Raw genomic sequence first — 17,378 nt, 5'->3', positions numbered from 1 at the left:
CCCGGCCCCGGCGGCTACTGGTTCTGGCCGCCGAGCATGAAGAGCAGGTAGAGGAAACCGGCGAAGAGGTGACCGGCGATCAGGTAGGCGAAGAGGCGGAGCACCAGCCCCTTGGGGAACTTCCCCTCGCCGCGCTCTTCGCCGGTGACGGCGGCGGACTTCACGGACTTGACTGACTTCTCGGACATCTCGGGCCAACCCTTCGGGGCTCAGCGGGGGTGCGGGGCGCCGCCGCCCAGGCACAGTTCGGCGGCGGGGCTCTGCAGGAGCGTGTGGACGAACAGCACCTCGGCGCCGGCGCGGCCGGCCGCGCCGATCCGGTGCGGGGTGAGGGAGTCGAAGTGCGCGCCGTCCCCGGGGTCGAGCAGGTGCACGGTCTCGCCGAGGGCGAGCCGGACCTGCCCTTCGAGGACGTACAGCCACTCCTCGCCCGGGTGGACGCGCACGATGTCGGCCCGGGTGGCGTACGGCACGTGGACGCGCAGGCACTGCATGGCCCGGCCCGCGCCGCCCGCCTGCCGGTAGATCCAGCCGTCGGCCTCGACCGGCTCGGAGCGGTCGGCCCGGATCACCGGGTCGCGTTCGGGCGGGGTCTCCCCCAGCAGCTCGGCGACCGTCGTACCGTAGATACGGGCGAGGGCCAGCAGCATCGGCAGCGAGGGCTGCCGGTTCCCGGTCTCCAGGCGCGAGAGGTGCGCCGGGGAGAGCCCGGCCCGCTGGGCGGCCGCCTCCAGGGTGAGCCCCCGGCGCCGGCGCAGGGCCCGCAGCTGCGGGGCGACGTCCGGCACGGTGTCGGGAGCGGCGGTTTCCGGGGCGGGGCCCCGGGGGACGTGGTCCATGGGTCCATTCCGCCAGGAACGTGCCTCTGAGGCAAGTTTCTTGCCCCAGAGGCAAAAACCACCGGGCACGGCCGCCTCAGCGCTGCGCGACCGCCTGCTTGACCAGCGTCTTCCCGAAGTCCCAGAGCAGCCCCCCGCCGCCGTGGGCGTCCTCCATGACCGCCGTGAAGGCGGTGACGAACCGGTCCACGTCCGCCTCGTCGATCACCAGCGGCGGGATCAGCTTGATCACCTCCAGGTGGTCCCCGGAGACCTGGGTGAGGATCCGGTGCCGCTGGAGCAGCGGGACCACCACCATCTGGGCGAAGAGCCCCTTGCGGGCCGTCTGGAGCATCGCCCACCGTCCGCGCAGCGCCAGCGAGCTGGGCCGGCCGAACTCGATGCCGATCATCAGCCCCCGGCCGCGGACCGCGTGCAGCAGCTCGTAGCGCGGCACCAGCTCCTCCAGGCGGCTCCTCAGGAGCCCGCCGACCCGCCGCACGTGCGCGACGGTCCCCTCGGACTCCATCACCGAGAGCACCGCGAGCCCCGCCGCCATCGCCTGGGCGTTGGCGCCGAAGCTGGCCGAGTGGACCAGCACCCGGTCCATGGACGAGTAGACCTTCTTGAAGATCCAGTCCTTGCCGAGGGTGGCGCCGACCGGCACGTAACCGCCGGAGAGCGCCTTCGCCACGCACACCAGGTCCGGCTCGACGCCCTCCTCGTGCTGGTAGGCGTAGAAGTCGCCGGTCCGGCCGAGACCGGTCTGCACCTCGTCGGCGATGAGCAGCGCCCCGTGCCGGTGCAGCAGCTCCTGCGCGGCGGCGAGGAAGCCGGGCGGCGACTCGTGGACGCCCTTGCCCTGGATCGGTTCGACCACGAAGGCGGCCACGTCGCCCCCGCGGAGCTCGCGCTCCAGGGCGTCGAGGTCGCCGAGCGCGATCGGCGTGTCCGGGAGCAGCGGGTCGAAGCCCGCCCGGAAGCCCTTCTCGCCGTTGACGGAGAGGGCGCCGGTGGTGAGCCCGTGGAAGGCGTGGTCGCAGTAGACGACCCTGGGCCGGCCGGTGGCGTAGCGGGCGAACTTCAGCGCGGTCTCCACGGCCTCGGTGCCGCTGTTGCCGAAGAAGACCCGGTCGAGGTGGGGGCTGTGGGCCAGCAGCCGCTCGGCGAGGAGTCCGGGCAGCGGCGGGCAGTCGAAGCGGGTGAGGTCGGGGAGGTCCGCGTCGAGGACGTCGTGCAGGGCCTTGCGGACGACGGGGTGGTGCCGGCCGAGGCCCATGACGCCGAAGCCGGCGAGCATGTCGAGGTGGTCGTTGCCCTCGGCGTCCCAGAAGTGGGCGCCCTCGGCCCGCTCGTAGACCTTGTCGAAGCCGATGGTGTGCAGCATCCGCGGCAGCTGCGGGTTGAGGTACCGGGCGTGCAGCCCGTACCGCTCCCCGCCGCGCTCGGCGAGCAGTGCCCGCAGGTCGAAGCCCTCGGTCATGGCGCGTCCCTCAGCTGCCCGAGACGGTCTCGCGGACCGCCCGCAGCGACTCCTTGAGCGAGCCCATGGTGGCGAGCACGGCGGTCGGTTCGTAGCCGCAGTGCGCCATGCAGTTGGCGCAGCGCGGGTCCTTGCCGCGGCCGTACTTGTCCCAGTCCGTGTCCTCGACGAGTTCCCGGTAGGTGGGGACGTAGCCGTCGCTCATCAGGTAGCAGGGGCGCTGCCATCCGAAGAGGGAGTAGTTGGGGATCGCCCAGGCGGTGCAGGGGAAGTCGGCCTTTCCTTCGAGGAAGTCGAGGAAGAGCGGCGAGTGGTTGAGCCGCCAGCGGCGCCTGTTCCCGCCGGCGAACGCCTTCTTGAAGAGTTCCCTGGTCTGTTCGACGCCGAGGAAGTGTTCCTGGTCGGGCGCCTTCTCGTAGGCATAGGCGGGCGAGATCATCATTTCGTCGACCTGGAGGTCGTCGTTGAGGAAATTCAGCACCTCGATGATGGTCTGCGGGGTGTCGGTGTTGAAGAAGGTCGAATTGGTGGTGACCCGGAATCCGCGCCGCTTGGCCTCCTTGATCGCCGCCACGGCCTCGTCGAACACGCCCTCCTTCGCGACCGACTCGTCGTGGCGTTCGCGCAGCCCGTCGATGTGCACGGCGAAGGCGAAGTAGGGGGACGGGGTGAAGTCGGCGAGCTTCTTGCGGAGCAGCATCGCGTTGGTGCAGAGGAAGACGTACTTCCGGCGGGCGACCAGCTGGCGCACGATCTCGTGGATCTGCGGGTGCATGAGGGGCTCGCCGCCGGCGATGGAGACCATCGGGGCGCCGGACTCCAGGACGGCGCCGACGGCCTGGGCGACCGGCATGCGCTGCTTGAGGACTCCGGCGGGGTGCTGGATCTTGCCGCAGCCCTCGCACTTGAGGTTGCAGGCGTAGAGCGGTTCCAGCTCGACGATGAGGGGGAACTTGTCCCGCTTGCGGAGCTTCTGTTCGAAGAGATAGGTCCCGACCCGGACGGACTGACGGAGCGGCATGGCCATGACCGGCTCACCTCCTGGGGAGCAGCAGAGAACGGTGCCATTCGAAGAAAGCGGGAAGGACGTCACGCAGGACGCGGAAGGCCGATATTCCCCCGCGCACGGTGCCGATACGGACGAGTTCGTGTTCGGGGGCGTCCACGACCACCCGTACGGCCGCAAGCGGGCGGGGTCCGGCCGCCCGGGCGGTACGCAGGGTGGCGGCGGACTCCATGTCGACGGCGATCGCCCCGCCGGCGGCCAGCGCGGCCCGCTCGGGGCCCCGGACCACGTGGTCGGAGCCGGTCAGCGGGCCGGTGTGCACGGTCCGGCCGGGCACCGCCCGGGCGAGCGCCTTGACGAGCAGGTCGACCCCGTCGCAGGCGATCGCGCCGCCGGGACCGCGCGTCTCCTCGGCGACGACCAGGTCGCCGGGGTGCATGCCGGGGGCGAGCCCGGCGCAGAAGCCGGAGGCGATGACGGCGGCGGCGCCCCAGCCCTCGCGGGCCAGCGCCCGGTCCACGCCGCGGGACGCGTGCGCGGGCCCCATGCCCGTGCGCACCACCCGGACCGGGCCGGGTGCCCCGCCGCGCTCGCCGCCGCGCCGGGCGAGGCGTTCGATGCCGAGGGCGCAGGCGACGAGGAGCGGCGGCACGGTCTCCCCCGGCGGGCGGTCGCGGTCCATCACGGTCTCCGGCCGGGGACGGGCTCGCCGTGCACGTACCGGCCGAGCGCGGTGAGCGGGAAGACCTGCCGGTAGAGGTGGTAGTTGATGGAGAAGTCCCAGGGGAAGCCGGTGCCGGTGAAGTACGGCTCGTCCCAGGAGCCGTCCTCCCGCTGGGTCTCCACCAGCCAGGCCACGCCCCGGCGGGCGGTCTCGGAGTCGCGCTCCCCGGCGGCGATGAGCGCGATGAGGGCCCAGGCGGTCTGCGAGGCGGTGGAGGTGCCCCGGCCGATCCAGGAGCGGTCGTCGTACGAGCGGAGGTCCTCGCCCCAGCCGCCGTCCGGGTTCTGCGCGGCGGCGAGCCAGGCGACGGCGCGGCGGATGGCCGGATGGCCGGTGGGGAGCCCGGCCGCGGTGAGGGCGGGGACCACCGAGCCGGTGCCGTAGACGTAGTTGACGCCCCAGCGGCCGAACCAGGCGCCGTTCGGCTCCTGTTCGGCGAGCAGCCAGTCGATGCCGCGCAGGGTGCGCGGATCGCGGGCCAGGCCCTCGTGGGCGAGCATCTCGACGACGTGGGCGGTGACGTCGGCGGACGGCGGGTCGATCACCTCACCGAAGTCGCAGAAGGGCAGTTTGTTGGGCAAAACGCCCGTGTTGTCGGCGTCGAAGGCGGCCCAGGCGCCGTTGCCGGACTGCATGCCGGCGGTCCAGCGGGCGGCCCGGGCGACGGCCGCGTCGACCCGGACGGGGTCGGGGTGGCGGACCCGGCGCAGGGCCAGGATCACCTCGGCGGTGTCGTCGATGTCGGGGTAGTTGTCGTTGTGGAACTCGAAGGCCCAGCCGCCGGGCGGGAGTCCGGGCCGGCGGACCGCCCAGTCGCCGGTCTTGGTGATCTCCTCGTCGAGCATCCAGTCCACGGCCTTCACCAGCGCCGGGTGGTCGGCCGGCAGGCCGCCGTCGGCGAGGGCGATGGTGGCGAGGCAGGTGTCCCAGACGGGCGACTGGCACGCCTCGATCATCCGGACCGGGCCCTCGGGCTCCTCGCGCCAGACGGCGAAGCGGTCCAGGGACTCCAGGCCGGCCCGCATCACCGGGTGTTCCAGGTCGTAGCCGAGGAGGTGGAGGGCGATCAGCGAGTAGACGGCCGGCGGCTGGATGCCGCCCCAGCAGCCGTCGTTCTCCTGCCGTTCGACGATCCAGCGGGCGGCGGTGTTCATCGCCGTCCGGCGGACGCCGCGCGGGGCGAACCGGTGGTAGACGTGCAGGGCCTTGTCGAGCCGCTGGAAGAGCCCGTCCCAGCCGGTGAGCGGGGCGAGCGGCCGCTTGGGCGCCGGGCGGCCGGGGTCGGTGTGGAGTTCGTCGAGGGGGAAGGGCGCGGGGCGGACCGGGCGCTTCGCCGAGACGACGGTGAGCGGCACGATGGTCTGCCGGGCCCAGCAGCCGAAGTCGTAGATGTTCAGCGGGAACCACTTCGGCAGGAAGATCAGCTCGGGCGGCAGCTCGGGCAGGTCCTCCCAGCGCCACCAGCCGAAGAGGGCCAGCCAGATGCGGGTGAAGACCCGGGCGGAGGCGATCCCGCCCCCGGCCCGGACCACGGCCGCGGCCCGGGCCATGTGCGGCGCCTCGGGCCGGTCCCCGGCGAGCCGGAGCGCGACGTACGCCTCGACGGTGGCGGACAGGTCGCCGGGGCCGCCGTAGAAGGTGGGCCAGGCGCCCTCCTCGTACTGCCGGCTCCTGATGTGCCGGGCGGCGGCCGCGAGGGTGTCCGGGTCGAGGATGCCGAGGAACTGGCGGAGCAGCAGGTCCTCGGCGTCCATGGTGACGTTGGTCTCCAGGTCGCCCTTCCACCAGCCCTCGGGGGCCTGCTGGGCGAGGAGGTGGTCGACGGCCCGGCGGGTGGCGCGGGCGGCGGCCTCGTCGAGGCGGGTGGGGACGGTCGTGGTCTGCTGTGGAGTGGTGCTGGCCGCGGGCGCGAGGGGGCCGAGGGCCCCGGCGTTTCCGTCGGTCGTCGCTGTCATGGCTTCCCCTTCGTGGCAGTCGGTTTCCTCTGCTCCTGCGGGTCTGCCGTCGGCCGGCGCCGGGTGGCACCGGCCGGCGACCGCACACTCATATCTGGCGGTGGGTGATCATTTCTTCCGTACGACGACGAAGTCGGCGAGGGCGATCAGCTGGTCGCGCACCCGGGCGGGCATGTCGACCTCGTCCAGGGCGCGGAGGGCGACCGCGTGCTGGCGGCGGGCCTCCTCGGCGGTCCACTCGCGGCCGCCGGCCTCCTCGATGAGGGCGGCGCGGTAGGCGAAGTCCTCCTCGGTGAAGGAGTCGAAGGCGGTGGACTTGGCGTCCTCGGCGAGCAGTCGGCCGAGCCGCTCGGACGCCTCCCCGCCGGCCGCGAGGGCGGCGACGACCGGCAGCGACTTCTTCCGCTGCCGCAGGTCGCTCCAGGTCTGCTTGCCGGTGGCGTCCGGGTCGCCCCAGATGCCGAGGAGGTCGTCGACGGCCTGGAAGGCGAGGCCGAGGTGGTAGCCGTACTCCTCCAGCTTGTCGGCGGTGCGGTCGTCGGCGCCGCCGAGGACGGCGCCGATGGAGACGGCGCAGGCGAGGAGGGCGCCGGTCTTGTTGCCCTCCATCTCCAGGCACTCCTCGACGGTGACCCGCTCGCGGTGCTCGTAGGAGATGTCCTGGGCCTGACCGTCGATCAGCTTGCGGCTGGCGGTGGTCAGGCGGCGGGTGGCCCGGCCGGCCTCGACGGTGCCGAGCTCCAGGAGGAGTTCGTTGGCGAGGGCGAAGAGCGCGTCGCCGACCAGGATCGCCTGGGCGGGGCCGTGCACCTTCCACACCGTGTCGCGGTGGCGGCGCTGCTCGTCGCCGTCCATGAGGTCGTCGTGGAGGAGCGAGAAGTTGTGCACGAGCTCGACGGCGACGGCGCCGGGGACGCCGACCTCGGGCGCGGCGCCGGCGGCCTCGGCGGAGAGCAGGGCGAGCGCGGGGCGCACGGCCTTTCCGCTGTCGGCGTCGGTGGGGTTGCCCTGGGCGTCGATCCAGCCGAAGTGGTAGGCGGCCACGGTGTCCATGGGCGGTGCGAGCCGGCCGACGGCCGCCCGCATGACGGGGGTGGACAGGGTCCGTCCCCTCTCCAGCAGGGCGCTCACGTCCGCGGTGTCGACGGCCGGGGTCCCCGGGGGCACGGTCGGCACGGTCTCTCCTCTAGTTCCTGTGATCACACTCATGCCGCCTCCTGCAGCGGATGGTCGTGGCGGCGGCCGAAGGCGGAGAGCGCCGCGCCGGCGGCGCTGAAGCCGCTTCGGACGGCACCCTCCATGGTCGCGGGCCAGCCGGTGGCGGTCCAGGCGCCGGCCAGGTAGAGGCCGGGCGCACGGGTGCGGGCGCCGGGGCGCAGGCGCCCCACTCCCGGTGTGGGGGCGAAGGTGGCGGTCCGCTCGCGGGTGACGAAGAAGTCGCGGACCCCGGCGCCGCGGGCGGCGGGCAGCAGCCGCTCCAGCTCCGGCAGGTAGCGCTCGCGGAGCGCGGCGACGGGCTCGTCGATCTCGTCCTGGGCGGCGGACTGCGAGACGGCGAGGTACTGGCCGCCGCCGGTGAGGCCGGAGGAGGCGGTGCGGTCGAAGACCCACTGGACCGGGGAGCCGAGGGCGGTGAAGAAGGGCCGCCTGAGCACCTTGCGGTCGTAGACGACGTGCAGGTCGAGGATGGGCGCGGTGCCGATGTCGAGGAGCCTGTCGGCGTCGTCGAGCGCGTCCTCGGGGAGCAGCGCGTGGGTCTCGGTCTGCGGCACGGCGAGGACGACGGCGTCGGCTTCGAGGGTCTCGCCGGGCACCTCGACGGTCCAGCGGCCGTCGTCGGTGCGGGAGATCCGCTCGGCCTTGGTGCGCAGCAGGGTCCGTACGCCGAGCCCGTCGAGGGTCTTGCCGGCGAGGGTGTCGTGGAGGTGGCCGAGCGGCACGTGGGCCCAGCCGATGTCGGCGGCGCCGGGGTCGGTGAGCAGCCCGGTCTTGAAGACCATGGCGGCGAGTCCCATGGAGGCGTCCGGGGCGGGCGCGTTGAGGGTGGGGATGCCGACCAGGTCCCACAGGGCCTCGATGGCGCGGGGGGTCTGGCCGTGGCGGCCGAGCCAGGTGGCGAAGTCGATGCCGTCGAGGGCCGGGTCGGCGGGGTCGAGCCGCTTGAGGGCGAGCGCGGCGCGGCCGACGGAGGCCCGTTCGGCGAGGGAGAGGTGGGGGTACGTGGCGAGGCTGCGGGCCAGGTGGAAGGGGACCGGCAGCGGGTCGCGGCGGATCCGGCCGAGGCGCGGGCCGCGGGGGTGGGCGACGTCGAGGACGGGGACGTCGAGCCGGTCCTGGAGGGGGGCGAGGCGAGCGCCGTCGACGCGGTCGAGGAACCAGCGGTAGGCGGTGCAGCAGCGCAGGTAGACGTGCTGGCCGTTGTCGACGGTGAGCTCGCCGCGCCGGAAGGAGAAGGCGAGGCCGCCGAGGCGGGGCCGTCCTTCGAGGAGGGTCACGGCGACGCCGGCGTCGGCGAGTTGGAGGGCGGTGGTGATGCCGGCGAGCCCGCCGCCGACGACGACGGCGCTGGGGCGGGCTTCGCCGTCCCGCGGCGCGGGGGCGTCGGTGGGGGGCATCAGGCGCGCCTCCTGACGGTGGAGCGGGCGATGTGGCGGGCGTCGAGGCCGGAGAGGCCGCGGACGGCGACGTACGCCTTCTCGGGGCCGGGGAGCGAGACCCGGCCGCGGAGCACGGCCCCGGGGTCGCGCTCGATGCGGTCGAGGAGCCGGCGGTAGATGCCCGCCATGGCGGCGACGCAGGCGCCGCTGCGCCGGTCGAGCATGGGCAGCAGGCGGTAGCCCTCGGCGAAGAGGGCGCGGGCGCGGCGGACCTCGAAGTGGACGAGGCCGGCGAAGTCGGCGCCGGGCGGCGGGGTGGCCGAGCCGAAGCCGTCCTGGCAGCCGAAGCGGGCGAGGTCCTCGGCGGGCAGGTAGGTGCGGCCGTTTCCGGCGTCCTCGCGGACGTCGCGCAGGATGTTGGTGAGCTGGAGCGCGAGGCCGAGGGTGTCGGCGTACTCGGCGGCGCGTTCGGCGTCGGCGGCGCCGGGCTGGGTGCCGAAGACGCCGAGGGAGAGCCGGCCGATGGCGCCGGCGACGCAGCGGCAGTAGACCTTGAGGTCGTCCCAGGTGCGGTAGGTGGCGCCGCGGACGTCCATGAGGACGCCGTCGATCAGCTCGTCGAGCCCTTCGAGGGGGATCGGGAAGCGGCGTGCGGAGTCGGCGAGGGCGACCGCGACGGGGTCGGTGTCGTCCTCGGCGACGTCGCCCTTGCGGACCCGGTCGAGCAGCGCCCGGGTGCCCTCCAGGCGCTCGTGCTTCTCCTCGGGGGCGAGGGTGCCGTCGCCGATGTCGTCGACCCGCCGCGAGAAGGCGTACAGGGCCGACATGGCCTGCCGCTTGTCCGCGGGCAGGAGGCGGATCCCGTAGGCGAAGTTGCGGGCCTGCTGTCCGGTGACGGCCTCGCAGTAGCTGTACGCGGCCTGCACCGGCGCGGACGGCCGGGTCAGTTCCTCCACGGTCACGTTCCCCCCTCTCTGCGCGCCCGGAGCAGGACGGCTCCCGCCTGGCGCGTCAGGCTCGGCTTGGTGGGCTTCGGCGGTCCGGAGAGGACGTCGAAGCCGGCGGCGGCGATGGCGTCGAGCGCGGCGAGTCCGCCGCCGGCGAAGCCGGCCAGGAGCAGGCGCAGGCGGCCGTGGACGCTGCCGACGAGAGGCAGTCCGGCGTGCATGAGGGCGCGGGCGCGCTCGGCCTGGAAGGCGACGAGGGAGCGGACGGCGGCGCCGGCGGAGGGCCGGGCCAGCTCCTCCTCGGTGACGTGGAAGCTCTTGAGGTCCTCGGCCGGGAGGTAGATCCGGTCGCGGGCGAGGTCCTCGGCGACGTCCTGGAGGTGTTCGACGAGCTGGAGGGCGGTGCAGATCTCGTCGGAGCGGCGGATCCGCTCGGGGGTGGCCGTGCCGGTGATGCCGAGGACCAGCCGGCCGACGGGGTTGGCGGAGAGCTCGCAGTAGGCGAGGAGGTCGTCGTACGTCTCGTAGCGGCGGACGAGCTGGTCCTGCCGGTTGGCCTGGATCAGGCCGAGGAACGGGCCGGGGGTGAGGCCGCGGCGCCGGACGGTGGGCTGGAGGCCGCGCAGCAGCGGGTGGCGGGGGGTCCCGTCGAAGACCCGGTGCAGGTCCTCCTCCAGGGCGTCGAGGAGGGGGAGCGGGCCGGCGTCGGGCGCGAGGCCGAAGGCGTCGGCGCCGCCGGGGGCGAGGTCGCCGTCGCCGATGTCGTCGACGAGGCGGGCGTATCCGTAGACGGCCATGAGGTCGTCGCGCCAGTCACGGGGCAGGAAGAAGGGGGCCACGGGGAAGTTCTCGTCCGCGGCCTTGCCGAGTGTGGTGCGCGAGGGGTCGTCGGCGCGCACGTGCCGGGGAGCCGTCACCGGGCGGCGCCCGGCGCGGGGACGGCGACACCCACGTGAAGCTGGAGATTCTGCGTCATGGCCGTCATATCTCCCGTTCTACACTGCCGATCCAATCCATCCTATTTCGGACACGCCGCCGCGCACGGAGCACGCGCCCGCCGGGCTCTTCCGGGGGCGCCGTGGGCGGTGTGGATCAGACCGGTACAGCTTACGTTGTACGAGGGATGTCGCCATTCGGGGGGTGTGCTGCCGCGGCGGGCCGCCGCGGCGGGGCTGACCAGTGGCGATGCGGGGACCGCCGGCGGGTCACGGGGTGCGGGCCCCGGAGACGACCATGGCGAGGGTCGTCTCGACCACGTCGTCGCGCCGGCGGGCGGAGAGCCGGCGCAGCGGGCCTTCGAGGAGGAGCAGCGAGAGGCCGTGCACGGCCGACCAGGCGGCGGCGCCGGCGGCGGGCCGGCGGCCGCCGGTCCGGTCCAGCGCCTCCAGGCTCTCCTTCAGGAGGGTGAAGGCCCGGATCTCGGGCTCCGGGGGCACCGGGACGCCGACGGGCGGCTCCCCGGGGGCGGGCCGGCCGGCACAGAAGGCGGCGCGGTAGAGGCCGGGGTGCTCGACGGCGAAGCCGACGTAGCCGCGGCAGAGGGCGGCGAGCCGGCGTTCGGCGGCGAGCGCGGGGTCGTCGGCCCCGGGTTCGCGGGCGGCGGCCCGCTCCATGGCCTCGGCGAGCCGGACCCGGGCGTGGGCGCGGACGGTGCGGAGCAGCTCGCCGCGGCCGTCGAAGTGCCGGTAGGCGGCGGTGGGCGAGACGCCGACGCGGCGGGCCGCCTCGCGCAGGACGACCCTCTCGGGGCCGCCCTCGGTGGCGAGGTCGACGGCCGCGCGGATCAGGGCGTTGCGCAGGTCGCCGTGATGGTAGTTCTTTCCGCCCGAGATCCCTGCCATGGGCTCATCCTGCCCGATGTTGACCGCATGAACATTCCAGGCGGGGGCCCGACCGGCGAAAACCGGAAGCGCCCCCGCCGGGACGGCGGGGGCGCTGCGCGCGGGGTGCGGCGCGGGACTCAGCGGGCGGTCTCCCGCTCGTACGCCTTGAGCACCTCGTCGGTCGGGCCGTCCATCAGGAGCTGGCCCTTCTCCAGCCAGAGCACCCGGTCGCAGGTGTCCCGGATGGACTTGTTGCTGTGGCTGACCAGGAAGACCGTGCCGGCCTCCTTGCGCAGCTCGCGGATGCGCGCCTCGGACCGGATCTGGAACTTGCGGTCACCGGTGGCGAGCGCCTCGTCGATGAGGAGCACGTCGTGGTTCTTGGCGGCGGCGATGGCGAAGCGGAGCCGGGCGCCCATGCCGGAGGAGTAGGTGCGCATGGGCAGGCTGATGAAGTCGCCCTTGTCGTTGATCCCGGAGAAGTCGACGATGTCCTGATACCGCGTCTGGACCTCCTCGCGGCCCATGCCCATCGCGAGGCCGCCGAGGATCACGTTGCGCTCGCCGGTGAGGTCGTTCATCAGGGCCGCGTTGACGCCGAGCAGCGAGGGCTGGCCGTCGGTGTAGACCTTGCCGCTCTCGGTGGGGAGCAGGCCGGCGATGGCGCGCAGCAGGGTGGACTTGCCCGAGCCGTTGGTGCCGATCAGGCCGATGGCCTCGCCGCGGTAGGCGGTGAAGGTGACGCCGCGGACGGCGTGCACCTTGCGCACGCCGCGGGTGACCTCGGCCTTGCCCTTGCCGACGATCCGGCTGAGGGCCGCCGTCGCGCTGCCCTTGCCGCCGCCGCCGGCGTTGACCCGGTAGACGATGTGGACGTCGTCGCAGATGACGGTGGGCGCCAGCGGGTTCTGGGAGGTGTCAGCCACGTCCGTACCTCTCCTCGGCCTTCCAGAAGTAGACGAAGCCGCCGATGCCGAAGACCAGCGCCCAGCCGAGGGCGGTGGCCCAGACGTGGGCGGGCAGGTTCGAGGCGCCGTAGCCGTCGATGAGCGCGAAGCGGACGAGGTCCATGTAGACCGCCGCCGGGTTGTACATGAGGACGTCGGCGATCCAGGCCGGCTTGTCCGCGAGCATCACGGGGATCGAGAACATGACGCCCGAGGCGTACATCCAGGTCCGCATGACGAAGGGCATCAGCTGGGCGAGGTCGGGGGTCTTGGAACCCATCCGGGCCATGATCATCGCCAGGCCGACGTTGAACACGAACTGGAGGAAGAGCGCCGGGATCAGCAGCAGCCAGCTGAGCGAGGGGTAGCTACCGAAGGCGATCGCGACCGCGGCGAGCACCACCAGCGAGAAGAGGAGCTGCTGGAGCTGCTGGAGCGAGAAGCTGATGGGGAGGGTGGCGCGCGGGAAGTGCAGGGCCCGGACGAGGCCGAGGTTGCCCGAGATCGCGCGGACGCCCGCCATGACCGAGCTCTGCGTGAAGGTGAACACGAAGATGCCGGTCACGAGGAAGGGGATGTAGACCTCCTTGCTCATGCCGCGGCCGGCGTCCAGGATCAGCCCGAAGATCAGGTAGTAGACCAGGGCGTTGAGCAGCGGGGTCGCCACCTGCCAGACCTGGCCCAGCTTGGCCTGGCTGTACTGGGCGGTCAGCTTCGCCGAGGAGAACGCCAGGATGAAGTGGCGGCGGCTCCACAGCTCGCGGATGTACTCGAACAGTCCGGGCCGGGCGCCGCTGACCGACAGGCCGTACTTGGCGGCGAGGTCGCCCGGGGCCAGGCCCTCGTCGACGGAGGACGGAGGCGCGCTCATCGCGACCGCCCCGCCCTGGTGAATGTCACTCACAGTCGAAACTTTCGTGTTCAAGATGTGCGGCACGTCGGATTACCACGATGTCGGACGGCCGGCGGGCGACCGATCGGGTCGCCACACCGTACGCCATGCCGGTGACCGGCCGGTGACGCGGGAGTCCCGGCCGGCCCTCCTCACTTCAGTCTGCTGGACGCCAGGATCGAGACGAGGTGCAGGACGGTCTGGAGCAGGGCGATGCCCGCCAGGACCGCGACGCCGACCCGGGAGGCGAAGAGGTCGCCCCGCGCCTGGTCGACGAAGGCCAGCACCAGGATCAGGAGGGACGCCTCGATGCCGAGGATCAGCCGGTGGAACTTGAGCGCCCCGGCGGCCCGGCGGGCCAGCGCCATGCCGGAGGAGCGGGGCTCCGAGGCCGCCTCCTTGACCGGGGGCATCCCGTTCTGGTGGCGGGCGACGCCGACCAGGTCGGTCTCCGCCTTGATCAGGATGGCGCCGAGCGCGGCCAGGGTGCCGAGGAAGGCCCACAGCCAGTCGATCCGGCCCTCGCCCCACAGGTCGGCGGCGCGCAGGCCGAAGCCGACGAGCACGGCCGCGTCGCACAGGTAGGCGCCGACCCGGTCGAGGTAGACGCCGGCCAGCGAGTACTGCTTCTTCCAGCGGGCCAGCTCGCCGTCGACGCAGTCGAGCAGCAGGTACATCTGCACGGCGACGACGCCGAGGACCGCGCCCCAGATGCCCGGCACCAGGAGCGCCGGCGCGGCGAGCACGCCGAAGAGCGTCATCAGGTAGGTCAGCTGGTTGGGCGTGACCTTGGTGTTCGCCAGCTGGCGGGTGATGCGGAGCGAGATCTCCCGCATGTAGAGGCGGCCGCCCCAGTGCTCGCCGCTCCGCCGGTCCTTGACGCCCGGCGGGTGGACGACGGGGCGGAGTTCAGCTACCGATGGCTTGGGCATAGTCGGCGTACGCGTCCCTGATCTGGTCGGTGGAGAGGTCGAGGTGTTCCAGGATGGTGAAGCGGCCGGGCCGGGTCTGCGGGGCGAAGTCGACCGCCCGCACGAACTCGTCGACCGTGAAGCCCATCTCCTCCGGCCGGACGGGCAGGCCGTGGCGGCGCAGGGTCTCCACGATCGCGCCGGACTCCTCGCGGGCACCGCGCAGGTGCATCGCGAAGGCCGCGCCGAGCCCGCACTGCTCGCCGTGGCTGGCGGCGCGGGCCGGGTAGAGCAGGTCGAAGGCGTGGCTGATCTCGTGGCAGGCGCCCGAGGACGGCCGGGTGTCGCCGCTGATCGACATGGCGATGCCGGACATCACCAGGCCCTCGGAGAGGGTGACGAGGAAGTCGTCGTCGCCGACGCCGCCGGGGTGCCGGAGCACCGCCTCGCCCGCGCTGCGGGCCATGGCGGCGGCCAGGCCGTCGATCTTCTCGCCGGTCTCCCGGTGGGAGAGCTCCCAGTCCGCGAGGGCGGAGAGGTTGGACACCGCGTCGCCGATGCCGGAGCGGACGAAGCGGACCGGGGCGTCCCGGATCACGTCGAGGTCGATGACCAGCGCGATCGGGGTGGGGACGCCGTAGGAGCCGCGCCCGTTGTCGTTGTCCAGGGTGGACACCGGTGAGCACAGGCCGTCGTGCGACAGGTTGGTGGCGATGGCGACCAGCGGCAGCCCGACCCGGGCCGCCGCGTACTTCGTCACGTCGATGATCTTGCCGCCGCCGAGCGCGACCACGGCGTCGTACCGCTTGCCGCGCATGGCGTCGGCCAGCCGCACGGCGGCGTCGATGGTGCCGCCGTCGACGGTGTACCAGTCGGCGCCCGGCAGCTCGTCGGCGAACCGGTCGCGCAGTTTGAGCCCGGACCCGCCGCTGATCGCGACGGCGATCTTGCCGTTGCTGGAGATCCTCTCGTCCGCCATGAGCGCGGAGAGTCCCTCCAGCGCGCCCCGGCGGATGTCGACGACGACCGGCGACGGGATCAGTCGGGTCAGTACCGGCACGCGATCTCCCGGCCCTTGGCGAGATCGTCGTGGTTGTCGATCTCGACCCAGGAGACCTCGCCGATGGGCTCGACGTCGACGGTGAAGCCGCGGTTCACGAGCTCCTGGTAGCCGTCCTCGTAGTAGAGGTCGGGGTCGCGCTCGAAGGTGGCCTTCAGGGCGTCGGCGAGCTCCTCGGCGGCCTCGGGCTCGATGAGGGTGACGCCGATGTACTCGCCGGTCGCGTCGGCCGGGTCCATCAGCTTGGTGATCTTCCGGACGCCGGCGCCCTCGGCGGCGACGACCTTCATCTCCTCGTCGGCGAGCGACTTCACCGTGTCGAGGGCGAGGATGATCCGCCGGCCCTCGCCGCGGGCGGCGAGCAGCGTCTTCTCGACGGAGACCGGGTGCACGGTGTCGCCGTTGGCGAGGATGACCCCGCGCTTCAGGACCTCACGGGCGCACCACAGGGAGTAGGCGTTGTTCCACTCCTCGGCCTTGTCGTTGTCGATCAGGGTGAGGGCGATGCCGTACGTCGCCTCCAGCTCGGCCTTGCGGGCGTAGACGGCCTCCTTGCGGTAGCCGACGACGATCGCGGCCTCGGTGAGGCCGACCTCGGCGAAGTTCTTCAGCGTGAGGTCGAGGACGGTGGTGTCGCCGTCCACGGGCACGAGGGCCTTCGGGAGGGTGTCGGTGTACGGGCGCAGTCGCCGTCCGGCACCGGCTGCCAGAACGAGGCCGATCATGCTGTTTCTCCTTCGTCATGAACAGCGGGCGCTCCGGAGGAGACCCAGAAGCGGATGGACTCCACGAGCACCACGAGGGCGAGCGCGCCGGCCAGGGCCGTGAGCGCCAGGGTGAAGTCGTCGCCGCGGTCCACCAGGAGGGCGGCGAGGACGGTCACCAGGAGCGTGCGCCCCTCGTGTCCGCCGGTGATCCGCACCAGCCAGGCGGGCGGCGCGCCGGTGCCGCCGCGGATGCGGTACACCGTGTCGTAGTGATGGTAGGCGACCGCCGCGACCAGGCCGAACGCGGCGGGGACGGCCTGCGGCACGTCCGACCGGGCGGCCAGCAGCAGCACGGTGGTGTACTCGGCGGCGCGGAAGAACGGCGGGACGAACCAGTCGAGGGGGCCCTTGAGGGGGCGGGCCACGGCGATCCCGGCGAGGACCGCGTAGCCGCCGGCGGCGCCCACGACGGACCAGTCGCCGACCGGGGCGGTGGCCGCGACGGAGAGCATCAGGGCGGCGCCCAGGAGGGCCGCGAGCGGGGCGGGCGCGGGGAGCCGGCGGGCGATCCGGGCGACCAGGAGCGCGAGCGGGCCGGAGTCCGCGAGTTCGGCCAGGGCGCGGGCGGCGCGGTCGGTGCGCGGGCCGCGCCGCTTCACCGAGCGCAGCACCCGGCCGGCGGTGGTGTAGCAGGCGGCGAAGGAGCAGCCGACGATCAGCGCCCAGAAGACGATCCGGGGGCTGGTGGCGGCGGTGAGGACCGCGATCATCGCCCAGCGCTCGCCGATCGGCAGGATGATCATGCGCCGGGCCCAGACGGTCCAGCCGACGCCGTCGAGCCGGCTGGAGAGGGCGAGGCTGGTCCTGGCGGTGGAGCCCGCCGCCGCCGTGTCGGCGACGTTCGACTCGTTGAACGAGAAGTCCACGACGTGCCGGCAGATCATGACGACCATGGCGGCGAGCGCGAGCGTCCAGACGTCGTCGCCGTTCCGGGCCGCGCCGAGCGCGAGACCGGCGTAGAAGGCGTACTCCTTGGCCCGGTCGAAGGTGGCGTCCAGCCAGGCGCCCATCGTCGAGTACTTGAGCGCGTACCGGGCGAGCTGCCCGTCGGTGCAGTCCAGGACGAAGGAGACGAGCAGCAGGACGCCGGCGGCGATGTAGCCGCCGCGCTCTCCGGTGGCCGCGCAGCCGGCCGCGATCAGGGCGGTGAGCAGCGAGGCGGTGGTGACCTGGTTGGGGGTGAGGCCCCGGCGGGCGCACCAGCGGGCGATGTACCGCGAGTAGGGGCTGATGAAGAAGGTGGTGAAGAAGCCGTCGTGGGCCTTCACGGCGGAGCGGAGCCGGACGGCCTCGTCGTCGACGGCGTCGACGGCGGCGCGGGCCTCGTGGCGGGCCCCGGCGTCGGCGGGGACGGCGGCGACGAGGGTGCCGAGCGCGGGCCGGTGCACGGCGACGCCGTCGGCGGCGAGGCCGTCGGCGAGGGTGCCGGCCAGGCCGTCGGCGGACTC

Annotated in this window: 17 protein-coding genes; all 17 read right to left on the bottom strand. The window is 73.3% G+C overall.

Annotated features, from left to right (window positions below; translation table 11 throughout):
- Window positions 1-14 precede the first annotated feature (14 nt).
- Window positions 15-188: a DUF6126 family protein gene (locus IE321_RS31800; RefSeq protein ID WP_190225428.1), complete on the bottom strand. Its 174-nt coding sequence runs from the start codon at window positions 186-188 to the stop codon at window positions 15-17.
- 21 nt (window positions 189-209) lie between these two features.
- Entirely contained in the window at window positions 210-839 is a 630-nt protein-coding gene (locus IE321_RS31795) for a helix-turn-helix domain-containing protein (RefSeq protein WP_190225427.1), read from the bottom strand.
- Between the two features lie 76 nt (window positions 840-915).
- Window positions 916-2,301 carry an aspartate aminotransferase family protein gene (locus tag IE321_RS31790; protein WP_043228340.1) on the bottom strand — a complete coding sequence of 462 codons (1,386 nt, stop codon included), beginning with the start codon at window positions 2,299-2,301 and terminating at the stop codon, window positions 916-918.
- A 10-nt stretch (window positions 2,302-2,311) separates the two neighbouring features.
- The gene (hpnH, locus tag IE321_RS31785; RefSeq protein ID WP_043228338.1) at window positions 2,312-3,328 is read right to left on the bottom strand and encodes an adenosyl-hopene transferase HpnH; all 1,017 of its coding nucleotides are present in this window, start codon (window positions 3,326-3,328) and stop codon (window positions 2,312-2,314) included.
- A gap of 7 nt (window positions 3,329-3,335) precedes the next feature.
- The gene (locus tag IE321_RS31780) at window positions 3,336-3,989 is read right to left on the bottom strand and encodes a phosphorylase family protein (RefSeq protein WP_190225426.1); all 654 of its coding nucleotides are present in this window, start codon (window positions 3,987-3,989) and stop codon (window positions 3,336-3,338) included.
- A complete protein-coding gene (gene shc, locus IE321_RS31775) occupies window positions 3,989-5,986 on the bottom strand; it encodes a squalene--hopene cyclase (RefSeq protein ID WP_190225425.1) in 1,998 nt (665 codons plus the stop codon). Before shc ends, IE321_RS31780 begins: the two co-directional genes overlap by 1 nt.
- A 108-nt stretch (window positions 5,987-6,094) precedes the next feature.
- Window positions 6,095-7,195 (bottom strand): polyprenyl synthetase family protein, encoded by a 1,101-nt coding sequence (locus IE321_RS31770; RefSeq protein WP_079022322.1) that lies wholly within the window; start codon window positions 7,193-7,195, stop codon window positions 6,095-6,097.
- Window positions 7,192-8,601 (bottom strand): hydroxysqualene dehydroxylase HpnE, encoded by a 1,410-nt coding sequence (hpnE, locus tag IE321_RS31765; protein WP_043228332.1) that lies wholly within the window; start codon window positions 8,599-8,601, stop codon window positions 7,192-7,194. Before hpnE ends, IE321_RS31770 begins: the two co-directional genes overlap by 4 nt.
- Entirely contained in the window at window positions 8,601-9,545 is a 945-nt protein-coding gene (gene hpnD / locus IE321_RS31760) for a presqualene diphosphate synthase HpnD (protein WP_370531498.1), read from the bottom strand. The genes hpnE and hpnD overlap by 1 nt, the downstream gene beginning before the upstream one ends.
- Window positions 9,542-10,447, bottom strand: coding sequence for a squalene synthase HpnC (hpnC, locus tag IE321_RS31755; RefSeq protein ID WP_226652766.1), 906 nt, complete (start codon window positions 10,445-10,447; stop codon window positions 9,542-9,544). Before hpnC ends, hpnD begins: the two co-directional genes overlap by 4 nt.
- Before the next feature lie 288 nt (window positions 10,448-10,735).
- Window positions 10,736-11,371 carry a TetR/AcrR family transcriptional regulator gene (locus IE321_RS31750; protein ID WP_190225424.1) on the bottom strand — a complete coding sequence of 212 codons (636 nt, stop codon included), beginning with the start codon at window positions 11,369-11,371 and terminating at the stop codon, window positions 10,736-10,738.
- 119 nt (window positions 11,372-11,490) lie between these two features.
- Complete coding sequence (locus IE321_RS31745) at window positions 11,491-12,279, bottom strand: ABC transporter ATP-binding protein (protein WP_043228324.1); 789 nt, start codon at window positions 12,277-12,279, stop codon at window positions 11,491-11,493.
- The gene (locus IE321_RS31740) at window positions 12,272-13,171 is read right to left on the bottom strand and encodes an ABC transporter permease (RefSeq protein ID WP_107063327.1); all 900 of its coding nucleotides are present in this window, start codon (window positions 13,169-13,171) and stop codon (window positions 12,272-12,274) included. Before IE321_RS31740 ends, IE321_RS31745 begins: the two co-directional genes overlap by 8 nt.
- Before the next feature lie 173 nt (window positions 13,172-13,344).
- Entirely contained in the window at window positions 13,345-14,124 is a 780-nt protein-coding gene (locus IE321_RS31735; RefSeq protein ID WP_190225423.1) for a CDP-alcohol phosphatidyltransferase family protein, read from the bottom strand.
- A complete protein-coding gene (locus tag IE321_RS31730) occupies window positions 14,102-15,163 on the bottom strand; it encodes an iron-containing alcohol dehydrogenase family protein (protein ID WP_043228316.1) in 1,062 nt (353 codons plus the stop codon). The genes IE321_RS31735 and IE321_RS31730 overlap by 23 nt, the downstream gene beginning before the upstream one ends.
- Window positions 15,151-15,888, bottom strand: coding sequence for a phosphocholine cytidylyltransferase family protein (locus tag IE321_RS31725; protein WP_043228314.1), 738 nt, complete (start codon window positions 15,886-15,888; stop codon window positions 15,151-15,153). Before IE321_RS31725 ends, IE321_RS31730 begins: the two co-directional genes overlap by 13 nt.
- Window positions 15,885-17,378, bottom strand: a 1,494-nt coding sequence (locus tag IE321_RS31720; protein ID WP_190225422.1) for a DUF5941 domain-containing protein, incomplete at its 5' end; no start/stop codon positions are given. The genes IE321_RS31720 and IE321_RS31725, both read right to left, overlap by 4 nt.

Source organism: Streptomyces hydrogenans (assembly GCF_014656075.1).
GTDB classification, from domain to species: domain Bacteria; phylum Actinomycetota; class Actinomycetes; order Streptomycetales; family Streptomycetaceae; genus Streptomyces; species Streptomyces hydrogenans.
This window is presented reverse-complemented; position numbering and strand designations above follow the sequence as displayed.